Genomic DNA, 13,593 nt, shown 5'->3' with positions numbered 1-13,593 from the left:
AGGAGAAGAAATGACAAAACTAATCTTTATGGGGACCCCTGATTTTTCAGCGACCGTCTTAAAGGGGCTATTGGCAGACGATCGTTACGAGATTCTAGCAGTTGTGACCCAGCCAGACCGTGCTGTCGGCCGTAAAAAAGTGATCCAAGAAACTCCCGTCAAGCAGGCTGCCAAAGAAGCGGGTCTTCCTATTTACCAACCAGAAAAATTATCTGGAAGCCCAGAGCTGGAAGCTATTATGAATTTAGGAGCGGATGGGATTGTGACCGCTGCTTTTGGACAATTTCTCCCTAGTAAACTCCTTGATAGCATGGACTTTGCGGTCAATGTTCACGCCTCCCTCCTTCCCAAACACCGTGGTGGCGCACCCATTCATTATGCCTTGATTAAAGGGGATGAGGAAGCTGGTGTGACCATTATGGAAATGGTTAAAGAAATGGATGCGGGAGATATGATTTCCCGTCGGAGTATCCCAATTACCGACGAAGACAATGTCGGTACCCTGTTTGAGAAATTGGCAATCGCTGGTCGCGATTTGCTTTTGGATACGCTACCTGGCTACCTAGCAGGAGAAATCCAACCTGAACCACAAGATCCTAGTCAAGTCACTTTCTCGCCAAATATCAAGCCAGAGGAAGAAAAGCTGGATTGGACTAAAACCAATCGCCAACTCTTCAACCAAATTCGTGGAATGAACCCCTGGCCTGTTGCCCATACTTTTCTCAAAGGCGACCGCTTTAAGATTTATGAAGCCCTGCCAGTAGAAGGTCAGGGAGTTCCAGGTGAAATCCTCTCTATTGGCAAAAAGGAATTGATCGTCGCAACGGCTGAAGGAGCTCTATCTCTCAAGCAAGTGCAGCCAGCAGGTAAGCCTAAGATGGACATTGCTTCCTTCCTCAACGGAGTTGGTCGTACTTTGACTATAGGAGAACGATTTGGTGACTAAAGTAGAAACAGCTAGAAGTGTCGCTCTTGAGGTGCTCGAAGATGTTTTTGTCCATCAAGCATACTCCAATATCGCCTTAAACAAACACCTCAAGGGCAGTCAACTCTCGGCAGCAGACAAGGGCTTGGTGACAGAGATTGTCTACGGAACGGTAGCACGAAAACTGACTCTGGAATGGTACCTATCCCACTTTATCGAAGACCGGGATAAGCTTGATAACTGGCTCTATATCTTGCTCCTTCTGAGTGCTTACCAACTCCGCTATCTGGATAAGGTTCCTAATCATGCTGTGGTTAATGAAGCAGTGGAATTGGCTAAATTACGTAAAAAAGGCAGTGAGAAATTGGTCAACGCCGTCCTGCGTCGTATCTTACGAGAAGGCTGGCCAGATATTGACAGCATCAAACGCAAAAACAAGCGTGATTCCATTGCCTATTCTCTCCCAGTTTGGCTAGTATCTAAGCTCAAGGAAGAGTACGGGGAAGAGCGAGCCCAAGCCATTTTTGACAGTCTATTGGTGCGCAACAAAGCCAGCATCCGAGTGACCGACTTGAGCCGAAAAGAGGAAATCAAGGCCGTGTTAGAGGCGAGTGATTCACCTTTAGCCGCTTCTGGTTTGGTCAAGGAGCAAGGCCACTTTGCGGGACATGATTTGTTTTCAGAGGGTGCTATTACCATCCAGGATGAGTCCAGTCAATTGGTTGCTCCGACCCTTGATCTACAAGGTGATGAACAGGTCCTGGATGCCTGTGCAGCTCCTGGTGGGAAAACAGCCCATATGGCTTCTTACCTCACATCTGGTAAGGTGATGGCTTTGGATCTTTATGATCACAAGTTGGACTTGATCCAAGAAAATGCGGAGCGTTTAGGTGTGACAGATCGAGTGCAAACGCAAAAATTGGATGCCAGAAAAGTGCATGAGTTTTTTGAAAAAGACTCTTTTGATAAGATTTTGGTAGATGCTCCCTGTTCTGGGATTGGACTCTTGCGTCGCAAACCAGATATCAAATACAATAAGGAAACGGCAGATTTTACGTCATTGCAGGAAATTCAGCTAGAAATATTAGGTAGTGTTTGTCAAACACTACGAAAAGGTGGTATAATAACGTATAGTACCTGTACTATTGTCTCAGAGGAGAACTTTCAAGTTGTTGAGGCTTTTTTAGAAAGTCATCCCGAGTTCGAGCAGGTTAAACTAGAACATGAATGCAAGGATATCTTGAAAGACGGTTGTATCTTAATCACTCCTGAACTATACGGAAGTGATGGATTCTTCATTAGCCAATTTCGCAAGATATCAGAATAGGAAGGAACTGACACAATGGAAATAGCATTATTAACAGATGTTGGTCAGAAACGGACAAATAATCAGGACTATGTCAATCACTTTGTCAACCGAGCAGGACGCACTATGATCATCTTGGCTGACGGGATGGGAGGACACCGTGCAGGAAATATCGCTAGTGAGATGGCGGTAACAGACCTTGGTGTGGCTTGGGTGGATACCCAAATTGACTCAGTCAATGAAGTTCGTGAGTGGTTTGCCCACTACCTGGAGATTGAAAATCAAAAAATTCATCAACTAGGTCAGGACGAAGCCTACAGAGGCATGGGAACAACGCTAGAAGCTGTTGCGTTTATTGACAACCAAGCCATCTATGCTCACATTGGAGATTCTCGTATCGGTTTGATTCGTGGAGAAGAATACCACCAGTTGACGAGTGACCATTCTTTGGTCAACGAATTGCTCAAGGCTGGTCAATTGACTCCAGAAGAAGCAGAAACTCACCCTCAAAAGAATATCATCACCCAGTCTATCGGACAAAAAGATGAAATCCAGCCAGATTTTGGGATGATTACACTGGAATCAGGAGATTATCTCTTGCTCAATAGTGATGGTTTGACCAATATGATTTCGGCAAGCGAGATTTATGATATCGTAACCAGCGATATTTCCCTAGCAGACAAGGCGGCAACCCTCATTCGCTTCGCTAACAATGCAGGAGGTTTAGACAACATTACGGTTGCCCTTGTTTACATGAACGAGGAGGCAGCAGAATGATCCAAATCGGCAAGATTTTTGCCGGGCGGTATCGGATTGTCAAGCAGATTGGTCGAGGAGGCATGGCAGATGTTTACTTGGCCAAGGATTTGATCCTAGACGGGGAAGAAGTGGCAGTGAAGGTCCTGAGGACCAACTACCAGACGGATCCGATTGCTGTGGCACGTTTCCAACGTGAAGCGAGGGCCATGGCGGATCTGGACCATCCGCATATCGTTCGGATAACAGATATTGGTGAGGAAGACGGTCAACAGTACCTAGCTATGGAATACGTAGCAGGCCTTGACCTCAAGCGTTATATCAAAGAACACTATCCTCTTTCAAACGAAGAAGCAGTTCGGATTATGGGACAAATCCTCTTAGCCATGCGCTTAGCCCATACTCGAGGAATTGTTCACCGGGATTTGAAACCTCAAAATATCCTCTTGACACCAGAAGGCACAGCTAAGGTCACGGACTTTGGGATTGCAGTAGCCTTTGCGGAGACCAGTCTGACCCAGACCAACTCAATGCTGGGTTCTGTTCATTATTTGTCACCTGAGCAAGCACGTGGTTCTAAAGCGACCTTCCAGAGTGATATCTATGCAATGGGGATTATCTTCTATGAGATGCTAACGGGACATATCCCTTATGATGGGGATAGTGCGGTTACGATTGCCCTCCAGCATTTCCAGAAGCCACTACCGTCCGTCATAGCTGAAAATCCATCTGTCCCTCAGGCTTTAGAAAATGTTGTCATCAAGGCAACTGCTAAGAAGCTGTCAGATCGTTATCAGTCTGTTTCAGAAATGTATGTGGACTTGTCAACTAGCTTGTCTTATAATCGTCGGAATGAACCGAAATTGGTCTTTGACGATGCGAGTAAGGCAGACACTAAGACTTTACCTAAAGTTCCACAAAGTACACTGACATCGATTCCTAAAGCTCCGGCGCAAGAAGAACGCCCTCAACCAAAGAAATCAACTCAACCAGTCGCAGAGCCAGCTCCAGCGCCAAAGCCTGCCAAGAAACGGAAGTTTAAGGCTCGCTATATGATTCTTTTGGCCAGTCTTCTATTGGTTGCAGCCTCTTTGGTCTGGATTTTGTCAAGAACACCAGCAACGATTCCTATTCCTGACGTAGCCGGACAAACTGTTGCAGAGGCTAAGGAAGCTCTTAAAAAATCCAAGTTTGAAGCCGGTGAAGAAAAGTCAGAGGCCAGCGATACAGTAGCAGAAGGACGAGTTATTCGAACGGATCCAGAAGCTGGTAGCGGCCGAAAAGAAGGAACCAAGGTCAATTTGATTGTTTCTTCTGGTAAGCAATCCTTCCAATTGAGCAATTATGTCGGACGTAAGTATACGGAAGTTGTAGCTGAACTCAAGGAGAAGAAGGTTCCTGAAAATCTAATCAAGATGGAAGAGGAAGAATCCAATGAAAGCGAACCTGGAATCGTCCTCAGACAGACCCCTGCTTCGGGTTCGACCTATGATCTCTCAAAAGCCACTACGATTACCTTAACAGTAGCTAAGAAGGTGACTAGTGTCAGCATGCCGAACTACATCGGTTCAAGTCTCGAGTTTACAAAGAATAACTTGACTCAGATTGTCGGTGTGAAGGAAGCAAATATTGAGGTTGTTGAAGTATCGACTGCTCCTGAAGGAACGGCAGAAGGAACTGTTGTCAGTCAAACGCCAAGAGCAGGAGAACAGGTTGATCTTGCAAGTACGCGTATCAAACTTTCCATCTACAAACCAAAAACACCACCATCAACTTCATCCTCTAATCCTGCCCAACGTGGGAACCAAGGTTCTCCTACAAGTCCAAACCAGGGGAACCAACAAGGAAATCAACAAGGGAATACTCCTTCTAGCAGTTCATCCAATAGTGAAGGAACTCACGAGAGTTCTCGAGATTAGACGAATCTTTGTCATGATTTCATGACAAAGATTTTTTTTCACAAGATTTTGTGATAAAATATAGGAAGTAGAAAAAAGGAGGAGAAAATGGACGAATCGAGAGAGTTGAATGCCGTCATTGATGTGATTATGCTAGCAGGAACCATTCTCCTGAAAAGCGGCTCAGAGATTCATCGGGTTGAGGATACTATGATCCGTATTGCCCATTCACAAGGAATAATGGATTGCAATGTTCTTGCCATGCCCGCAGCTATTTTCTTTTCTATCGAAAACACCAATATTTCTCGGATGAAACGGGTGACCTCATCCTCTTATAACATTGAGAAAGTCTGTGATGTCAACCAAGTATCACGGGAGCTTGTCGGAGGTCAGATTGATCTCTCGACAGCCTTTAAAAAGCTGAAAGAAATCGGCAATCAAGCCCTTCCTTATACCAAGTTCCAAGTGACCGTAGCAGCGACCCTCAGTGCCCCTTTCTTCTCGATTATGTTTGGGGGCAATGTCTATGACGCTTTTGGCGCCGCTATTGCGACCTTATTTGGATTTGCCTTCTCTCTCTACGTAGAGAAGTTTGTCCGCATTCCTTTTGTAACGGCCTTTGCGGGTGCCTTTGTTTTCGGATTGATTGCCCAGTTCTGGGCCCGCTACACAGGATTTCCTTCGACGGCAGACCTGATTATAGCAGGAGCGGTCATGCCCTTTGTTCCAGGTATTGCTCTGACAAATGCGGTACGGGATATCATGACCAACCATATTAACTCTGGTATGAGCAAGATGTTTGAATCTTTGCTCATTACCCTCGCTTTAGGGGCTGGCACCTCTGTCGCCCTGGTTTTGATGACATAAGATGACTCTAACAAGTATTTTGCTCCAAGCAGTGGCGAGTTTACTCGCCATTATCACCTTTCTAATCGTACTGAATGTTCAACGCTCCATGCTCCTACCTGGTGGTATTTTGGGAATGGGCGTTTGGCTCCTCTATCTCGTGCTCAAAGAACCAACCAATGTTATTATTGCGACCTTTATCGCAGCAGTAATTGGCTCTTGCATCAGCCAGATTTTAAGTATTGTCTATAAGACACCAGCGGTGGTCTTTGTATTGGCCATTCTTGCCCCCTTGGTGCCGGGTTATTTATCCTATCGAACGACAGCTTTCTTTGTGACAGGAGATTACAGCCATGCTATTGCCAGCGCGACTTTGGTGGTTATGTTAGCTCTTGTTATTTCTATTGGAATGGCAAGTGGAACAGTAATTCTAAAGCTTTATTACTACATCCGAAAACAACGAGGAATCTCTTCCTAATGCAGTCAAAGCAAAGACTTGATTTGTTGAATCAAGTCTTTTTTCTCTCTTTTGTCCCTATTTGTGATAAAATAGAATGAAACGATTTTTTACAATGAATGAAAAAACAGAGGTAAATATGACAATCGGTATTGATAAGATTGGTTTTGCGACCAGTCAATACGTCTTGAAATTACAAGACTTAGCAGAAGCGAGGGGAGTTGACCCCGAAAAATTTAGCAAGGGACTCTTGTTAAATGAAATTAGTATTGCGCCACTGACTGAGGACATTGTTACCTTGGCAGCTAGTGCAAGCAACTCTATTTTAACAGACAAAGAAAAAGAAGAAATCGATATGGTCATCGTGGCGACCGAGTCAGGGATTGACCAGAGTAAGGCAGCGGCAGTCTTTGTTCATGGCTTGTTAGGCATTCAGCCTTTCGCCCGTAGCTTTGAAATTAAAGAAGCCTGCTATGGAGCGACAGCTGCCCTTCATTATGCTAAATTGCATGTGGAAAATTCTCCAGAGTCTAAGGTTTTGGTCATTGCCAGTGATATTGCCAAGTATGGTGTGGGAACTCCAGGTGAGCCAACCCAGGGTGCTGGAAGTGTGGCGATGCTAATTACTCAAAATCCGCGCATCATGGCCTTTAACAATGATAACGTTGCTCAAACGCGAGACATCATGGATTTCTGGCGTCCGAACTACTCAAGCACTCCTTATGTAAACGGCATGTACTCGACCCAACAGTATCTTGATTGCCTGACAACGACTTGGGATGAATACAAGAAACGCTATGATTGGACGATGGATGACTTTGCGGCTATCTGCTTCCACTTGCCTTATCCTAAGTTGGCCCTAAAAGGCTTGCGCAAGATGATGGACAAAACTTTGTCTAAAGAAAAACAGGATAGTTTGCAAGAGAACTTTGATAAGTCCATCCTTTACAGTCAGATGATTGGAAATATCTACACGGGTTCCCTCTTCCTCGGGCTTCTCTCCCTTTTGGAAAATGCAGAGACTTTGAAGGCTGGAGATAAAATTGCCCTCTACAGTTACGGAAGCGGCGCGGTTTCAGAGTTCTTTAGTGGTGAATTGGTCGAAGGCTATGAGGCTTACCTTGATAAGGACCGCTTGAGCAAACTCAAACAACGTACAGCATTGTCAGTTGTAGACTATGAAAAAGTCTTCTTCGAAGAGGTGCAGTTGGATGAGTCTGGTTCAGCCCAATTTGCAGGCTATGAACATCAAGACTACGCCTTGGTTGAAATTGTCGACCACCAACGCCGTTATAGCAAGGTTGAAAAATAATGAAGATAAGTTGGAATGGATTTTCTAAAAAATCATACCAAGAGCGCCTGGAGTTGTTGCGAGCTCAGGCGCTCCTTAGTCCTGAAAAGCAAACCAGTCTAGAGCAGGATGAACAAGTCAGCTTGGCCATTGCAGACCAGCTGAGTGAGAATGTGGTAGGAACTTTTTCTCTGCCTTATTCCATTATTCCAGAGCTTTTGGTGAATGGTCAGGACTACACAGTTCCCTATGTGACAGAAGAACCCTCAGTGGTTGCTGCGGCCAGCTATGCCAGCAAAATCATCAAACGGTCAGGTGGCTTTACTGCTCAAGTACATCAGCGCCAGATGATCGGTCAGGTAGCCCTTTATCAAGTTGCTGAACCTGAAAAAGCGCAAGAGAAGATTGCCAACAAGAAAGTGGAGCTCTTGGAACTTGCCAATCAAGCCTATCCTTCTATCGTCAAACGTGGTGGCGGGGCGCGTGATTTGCATGTAGAGCAGATCAAAAGTGAAACAGACTTTCTCGTTGTTTATCTCCATGTCGATACCCAGGAAGCCATGGGAGCCAATATGCTCAACACCATGCTGGAATCCTTGAAGCCAGTCTTAGAAGAACTCAGTCAAGGACAAAGCCTTATGGGAATTTTGTCCAACTACGCGACCGATTCTCTGGTGACTGCAAGTTGTCGCATCGCCTTTCGCTACTTGAGTCCCCAAAGGGATCAAGGACGAGAAATTGCTGAGAAAATAGCCTTGGCTAGTCAGTTTGCGCAGGCAGATCCTTACCGAGCGGCTACTCACAATAAAGGGATTTTTAATGGTATCGATGCCATTTTGATTGCCACTGGTAATGACTGGCGTGCCATCGAAGCTGGGGCCCATGCCTTTGCCAGTCGAGATGGACACTATCAAGGTCTCAGTCGATGGAGTCTAGATAGGGACACAGAAGAATTGGTCGGTGAGATGACCCTGCCCATGCCGGTAGCGACCAAGGGTGGCTCTATCGGTCTCAACCCCCGTGTTGCTCTTAGTCATGAACTACTGGGAAATCCTTCTGCTAAAGAATTAGCTCAGATTATCGTTTCTATCGGTCTTGCACAAAACTTTGCAGCCCTCAAAGCCTTGGTGAGTACGGGCATCCAGCAAGGTCACATGAAATTGCAAGCCAAATCCCTAGCTCTCCTAGCTGGTGCTAGTGAGTCTGAAGTTGCTCCCCTAGTTGAGCGATTAATCTCGGAGAAAACCTTTAACTTGGAGACAGCCCAGCGCTATCTCGAAAATTTAAGATCATAAAAAACTCAGACCAATCAGTCTGAGTTTTTTGTACTTAAATACTTTTTCCTGGTAATAGGGTGACGGGTAAGAAGTAACCAGTTGTCGCAACTTCCTTGCCTTCAATCTTCTGTAAGAGAAGATCGACAGTGAGTTGGGCAATCTCTTTCATAGGTTGCTTAATAGTTGTCAGGTGAGGATAGTAGTTTTCGATAAAGTAAGTCCCATCATAGCCGATGACTTTGAGCTCATCAGGAACAGAAATTCCCAGCTCTTGAGCGATTTTGATAACCAGGATAGCTGTCAAATCATCCGAAGCAAAAATCGCATCTGGTTTCTGATGGGTCAAGATGTTCTTGATTTCCATTTCTTTTCGGACGGGCGAAAAGTCACTCGAAACATTGATAATAGGCGCTTTCGGGAGAACAGAGGCAAAACCAGCGTGGCGCAGTCCAGTCGGTGAGTTGGAATTGTCATTTCCTGTAATCATGATGATAGACTGAGCTCCTGTCTTGACCAAAGTTTGGGCTGCGAGGACTCCGCCACCGTAGTTATCAGAGGAGACGACAGGAATGTCTGGTGATAGATTTCGGTCAAAGGAAATAATCGGTGCCGTCACACGATTGTAGTCTTCGATTCCCAAGTTGTGACTTCCAGAAATGATACCATCGACCTGGTTGGCCTCTAGCATTTCAATGTACTCCCGTTCTTTTTCAGAGTCATGTTCGCTGTTACAGATGATGGTCTTGTAGCCATTCTTGAAGAGTTGGTGTTCCAATTTGTCAATCAGCTCCGCATAAAAGACATGACTGATGTTTGGGAAAATGAGTCCAATCAACTTGGCAGATTTTCCTTGGAGGCTTCGAGCCAGATTATTGGGCTTGTAGCCAAGCTCTCGCATGGCTTCATTAACCTTCTGAATGGTTTTCTCAGATAGATATCCCTTTTTATTGATGACTCGTGAGACGGTAGTGGGGCTGACGCCTGCAAGTTTTGCGACATCAGTTAGTTTTGCGACCATAATCTAATTCATAGTAAGTTCCAGTTGGGTTTCCAGACTTGATCAGGATACCATTTTGGTCTGCATGTGGGAAGACACGACCAGAAAATACTTTTTCTCCTTTATTGATGAAAATTTCAAAGACTGACTTGTCGATGAAGATAGTGGCAGTAGTAGCTTGGTTATCGATAGGGCAAGAACGAGTCGTACCAAATTCTTGGGCGTACTGTTCACCAGCCTGACTACGATCTACTGTCACCTGTCCATTGACAAGGTCAAAGTTGATGGAAAGCCCCTTGCCTTCTTTGTCAGCGAGCAAGATAATCTCGCTTTGGATATTGGCCTCCAAGTTGAGCTCCAGTTCATAGGTGTTATTGGTTTGAGTACGATTTGAGAAGACCTCTTCAGAAGCACGAAGTTCTTTGACGGCTGCGACAGGATATTGGTAGAGTTTGCCATCTTTGATAGTGAGTTCTTTGACCAATGAGAAGGTTCCTTGGTGGTCAAAACGGTCAGATGGGTAAGAAACATCTGGTAACCCAAGCCAACTTACTGCTAGTGCACGTCCATCTGGAGCGTTGAATGCTTGAGTTGCATAGGCTTCAAAGCCATAGTCTAGATTTTGCAATGGAGACACATCTACCATTTCGGCATTTTCAGGATCAAAGGAAGCACCGATTTTGTACATGTTTGGATAGATATTATCATAGTCTAGAACACCCTTATCCAATCCTTGTGGACAGTAGAGAAGGACAGGGTGCTCCCCTACAAAGACTAGATTTGGACATTCCATCATGTAGGCAGTGCGGTCATTAGCAAAGTCAAGGTCGCCAACTGCTTGCCAGTTTGTGTAATCATTGTCCACAGCCTTGTAGAGACGGACGAAGCCTTTTTTCTCTAAGTCCTGTCCACCGACGATAGCATAATATTGTCCCTTAAAGTTGAAAATTTGTGGGTCACGGAAGTGGTCAGTAGAGTCTGCTGGCTGGTCAATCAAGATCTTGTCAATCTTTGTAATCTTGCCATCCTTGTCCATCAAAGCGCCAATCTGGTATGGGTGACGGATCCAGTTTTCATCACGGACATTTCCTGTATAGAATAGGAACAACTGATCGCCAAACTGCATGGCAGAACCAGAGTAGGCACCGTGGCTATCAAATGGAGTATCTGGCAAAACTTTGACTCCAGTTTCTGTAAAGTGCACCAAATCATCACTTTCAAGCTGCACCCAAGACTTCAACCCATGGGCTGCACCAAAGGGGAAGTTTTGGTAAAAGAGAATCCATTTGCCATCAAAATAAGAAAAGCCATTTGGATCATTGAGAAGCCCCATTTTAGGCTCAACATGGTAACGAGTATGCCAAGGAGATTGTGCCATCTTTTCCTTGATTTGCTTGACTTCATCATTTGTCCAGTCTTCGTAGCGTCTGTAACGACGCTCAGTTGTCCATTCCATTTTATCTTTCCTCCATAAGTTCTATTCTATTATTAATAGTAAACGTTTTCGACAAAAAAAGCAAGTCTTTTATGTTAAAAAAGAGAAAAATATGTCAAACGATTACCAGAAATTAAGCAAAGGAAATTTGACAAATTTTCACGAAAAAATGAAAGAAAATGTAAATAAAAAGCTTTGAACCCTCTAACATAAGGATATTTTTTTGAGGAAAAAGAAAATATCCCTCAAAAACGAGCAAGAATAATCAGGAGTAAAAGAAGTAAAATAAAAATTTCTGCAAAACGCTTGACATATTTTAGAAACGTGATAAAATAATAGTCGTAGGGCGAATAAAATCGCTTTCAAACAAGAACAAAATTTTTATAAGGAGATTTTTGCAAATGAACAATCAGGATATTGCAAAAAAGGTCATCGAAGCCCTTGGCGGACGTGAGAATGTCAACAGTGTAGCCCACTGTGCGACTCGTCTGCGTGTCATGGTCAAAGATGAAGGGAAAATCAAGAAGGAAGTGATTGAGAACTTGGATAAAGTTCAAGGAGCTTTCTTTAACTCAGGCCAATACCAAATCATATTTGGGACTGGTACAGTAAACAAGATGTATGACGAAGTGGTTGCACTTGGTTTGCCAACATCTTCTAAAGAAGATATGAAAGCAGAAGCTGCTAAACAAGGAAATTGGTTCCAACGTGCTATCCGTACTTTCGGTGACGTCTTTGTACCAATCATCCCAGTTATCGTAGCAACTGGTCTCTTCATGGGTGTGCGTGGTCTCTTGACTGCTCTTGGAATGACACTTCCAGCTGACGTGACAACATATACTCAAATCTTGACAGATACAGCCTTCATCATCTTGCCAGGTTTGGTTGTATGGTCAACCTTCCGCGTATTCGGTGGAAATCCAGCCGTTGGTATCGTCCTCGGTATGATGCTGGTTTCTGATTCGCTTCCAAACGCCTGGGCTGTAGCATCAGGTGGTGAAGTAACAGCTATGAACTTCTTTGGCTTCATTCCTGTTGTTGGTTTGCAAGGTTCCGTTCTTCCAGCCTTCATCATTGGGGTGGTCGGAGCCAAGTTTGAAAAAGCTCTCCGCAAAGTGGTTCCAGATGTCTTGGATCTCTTGGTGACGCCATTCGTGACACTTTTGGTGATGTCTATCCTTGGACTCTTTGTCATCGGACCAGTCTTCCATGTTGTTGAGAACTACATCCTTATCGGTACAAAAGCGATTCTTGGCTTGCCATTTGGTCTTGGTGGTTTCTTGATTGGTGGGGTTCACCAATTGATTGTCGTATCAGGTGTACACCACATCTTCAACTTGCTTGAAGTGCAATTGCTTGCTGCCGATCATGCCAACCCATTCAACGCCATTATCACTGCAGCTATGACAGCTCAAGGGGCTGCAACTGTTGCCGTTGGTGTCAAAACTAAAAATCCTAAACTGAAAACACTTGCTTTCCCAGCTGCTCTTTCTGCCTTCCTCGGTATTACAGAGCCTGCTATCTTCGGGGTGAACTTGCGTTTCCGTAAACCATTCTTCCTTTCATTGATTGCTGGTGCTATCGGTGGTGGACTGGCTTCAATCCTTGGTCTTGCTGGTACTGGTAATGGTATCACCATCATCCCTGGTACAATGTTGTACATTGGTAACGGTCAATTATTCCAATACATCCTTATGGTAGCTGTATCATTCGTTCTTGGTTTTGCACTTACTTACATGTTTGGTTACGAGGACGAAGAAGAAGTTGCTAGTGAAGTAGCGACAGAACGTTTGGTTCAAGAAGAAACAACTGGTAACATTCCAGTAGCTCCTCAAAATGAAACAATCCAAACTCCAATCGTTGGGGACGTAGTTGCCCTTGAGAATGTTGATGACCCAGTCTTTTCAAGTGGTGCAATGGGACAAGGGATTGCAGTGAAACCAAGCCAAGGCGTGGTTTACGCACCAGCTGATGCAGAAGTATCAATCGCCTTTGCTACAGGACATGCTTACGGTTTGAAGACAGCAAACGGAGCTGAAATCTTGATCCACGTTGGTATCGACACGGTGACTATGAACGGTGAAGGCTTTGAACAAAAAGTTGCTCAAGGCGACAAGGTCAAAGCTGGTGATGTTCTCGGAACCTTTGACTCAAACAAAATCGCTGCTGCAGGTCTTGACGACACAACAATGGTTATCGTAACCAACACAGCAGACTACGCTTCTGTGACACCAGTCGCAAGCGGTTCAGTTGTCAAGGGTGACGCTATCATCGAAGTGAAAGCCTAGTCCTCTTCGAAAATCAGATTTAAAAATAAAACGAACAAATATTATGTTTGTTCGTTTTTACTTGGATGGTAAGATTTACAGAGGAAAATCTAAAATATTGAGAAATCTAGCCCTTTA

Annotated in this window: 11 protein-coding genes; 9 read left to right on the top strand and 2 right to left on the bottom strand. The window is 44.6% G+C overall.

The features are described from left to right. The first annotated feature begins 10 nt into the window (after nt 1–10). The 8 genes from fmt to HMPREF2766_RS04655 all read left to right on the top strand — a co-directional run bounded on the left by fmt (nt 11) and on the right by HMPREF2766_RS04655 (nt 8,774). Complete coding sequence (gene fmt, locus HMPREF2766_RS04690) at nt 11–946, top strand: methionyl-tRNA formyltransferase (RefSeq protein ID WP_070568013.1); 936 nt, start codon at nt 11–13, stop codon at nt 944–946. After that, entirely contained in the window at nt 939–2,252 is a 1,314-nt protein-coding gene (gene rsmB, locus HMPREF2766_RS04685; protein WP_070568085.1) for a 16S rRNA (cytosine(967)-C(5))-methyltransferase RsmB, read from the top strand. Before fmt ends, rsmB begins: the two co-directional genes overlap by 8 nt. A gap of 15 nt (nt 2,253–2,267) precedes the next feature. Further along, on the top strand, nt 2,268–3,008 hold the full coding sequence (locus HMPREF2766_RS04680; protein WP_000401527.1) for a Stp1/IreP family PP2C-type Ser/Thr phosphatase: 741 nt from the start codon (nt 2,268–2,270) through the stop codon (nt 3,006–3,008). Further along, on the top strand, nt 3,005–4,906 hold the full coding sequence (pknB, locus tag HMPREF2766_RS04675; RefSeq protein ID WP_070568011.1) for a Stk1 family PASTA domain-containing Ser/Thr kinase: 1,902 nt from the start codon (nt 3,005–3,007) through the stop codon (nt 4,904–4,906). The genes HMPREF2766_RS04680 and pknB overlap by 4 nt, the downstream gene beginning before the upstream one ends. A gap of 87 nt (nt 4,907–4,993) precedes the next feature. Continuing rightward, a complete protein-coding gene (locus HMPREF2766_RS04670; protein ID WP_000344542.1) occupies nt 4,994–5,752 on the top strand; it encodes a threonine/serine exporter family protein in 759 nt (252 codons plus the stop codon). Nucleotide 5,753: 1 nt separating this feature from the next. Then, entirely contained in the window at nt 5,754–6,209 is a 456-nt protein-coding gene (locus HMPREF2766_RS04665; protein ID WP_000176902.1) for a threonine/serine exporter family protein, read from the top strand. A 118-nt stretch (nt 6,210–6,327) separates the two neighbouring features. Further along, nucleotides 6,328–7,500 carry a hydroxymethylglutaryl-CoA synthase gene (locus HMPREF2766_RS04660; RefSeq protein ID WP_070568082.1) on the top strand — a complete coding sequence of 391 codons (1,173 nt, stop codon included), beginning with the start codon at nt 6,328–6,330 and terminating at the stop codon, nt 7,498–7,500. Next, complete coding sequence (locus HMPREF2766_RS04655) at nt 7,500–8,774, top strand: hydroxymethylglutaryl-CoA reductase, degradative (protein ID WP_070568009.1); 1,275 nt, start codon at nt 7,500–7,502, stop codon at nt 8,772–8,774. The genes HMPREF2766_RS04660 and HMPREF2766_RS04655 overlap by 1 nt, the downstream gene beginning before the upstream one ends. Before the next feature lie 34 nt (nt 8,775–8,808). Here HMPREF2766_RS04655 and HMPREF2766_RS04650 read toward each other — a convergent pair whose 3' ends face one another. Continuing rightward, nucleotides 8,809–9,774 (bottom strand): LacI family DNA-binding transcriptional regulator, encoded by a 966-nt coding sequence (locus HMPREF2766_RS04650; protein WP_049479116.1) that lies wholly within the window; start codon nt 9,772–9,774, stop codon nt 8,809–8,811. Next, entirely contained in the window at nt 9,755–11,209 is a 1,455-nt protein-coding gene (locus tag HMPREF2766_RS04645) for a sucrose-6-phosphate hydrolase (protein WP_070568008.1), read from the bottom strand. Before HMPREF2766_RS04645 ends, HMPREF2766_RS04650 begins: the two co-directional genes overlap by 20 nt. A gap of 380 nt (nt 11,210–11,589) precedes the next feature. Here HMPREF2766_RS04645 and HMPREF2766_RS04640 point away from each other — a divergent pair, with 380 nt between their 5' ends. Further along, on the top strand, nt 11,590–13,476 hold the full coding sequence (locus HMPREF2766_RS04640) for a sucrose-specific PTS transporter subunit IIBC (RefSeq protein ID WP_070568007.1): 1,887 nt from the start codon (nt 11,590–11,592) through the stop codon (nt 13,474–13,476). Nucleotides 13,477–13,593: the final 117 nt, after the last annotated feature.

Source organism: Streptococcus sp. HMSC076C08 (genome assembly GCF_001810825.1).
In the GTDB taxonomy this organism is placed as follows: domain Bacteria; phylum Bacillota; class Bacilli; order Lactobacillales; family Streptococcaceae; genus Streptococcus.
The sequence above is the reverse complement of the archived record's forward strand: the minus strand, read 5'-3'. Positions and strand labels throughout refer to the sequence as shown.

Coding starts and splice junctions, on each gene's coding strand:
- fmt (WP_070568013.1), top strand. CDS start 11: ATGACAAAACTAATCTTTATGGGGACCCCTGATTTTTCAGCGACCGTC.
- HMPREF2766_RS04680 (WP_000401527.1), top strand. CDS start 2,268: ATGGAAATAGCATTATTAACAGATGTTGGTCAGAAACGGACAAATAAT.
- pknB (WP_070568011.1), top strand. CDS start 3,005: ATGATCCAAATCGGCAAGATTTTTGCCGGGCGGTATCGGATTGTCAAG.
- HMPREF2766_RS04670 (WP_000344542.1), top strand. CDS start 4,994: ATGGACGAATCGAGAGAGTTGAATGCCGTCATTGATGTGATTATGCTA.
- HMPREF2766_RS04665 (WP_000176902.1), top strand. CDS start 5,754: ATGACTCTAACAAGTATTTTGCTCCAAGCAGTGGCGAGTTTACTCGCC.
- HMPREF2766_RS04660 (WP_070568082.1), top strand. CDS start 6,328: ATGACAATCGGTATTGATAAGATTGGTTTTGCGACCAGTCAATACGTC.
- HMPREF2766_RS04655 (WP_070568009.1), top strand. CDS start 7,500: ATGAAGATAAGTTGGAATGGATTTTCTAAAAAATCATACCAAGAGCGC.
- HMPREF2766_RS04650 (WP_049479116.1), bottom strand. CDS start 9,774: ATGGTCGCAAAACTAACTGATGTCGCAAAACTTGCAGGCGTCAGCCCC.
- HMPREF2766_RS04645 (WP_070568008.1), bottom strand. CDS start 11,209: ATGGAATGGACAACTGAGCGTCGTTACAGACGCTACGAAGACTGGACA.
- HMPREF2766_RS04640 (WP_070568007.1), top strand. CDS start 11,590: ATGAACAATCAGGATATTGCAAAAAAGGTCATCGAAGCCCTTGGCGGA.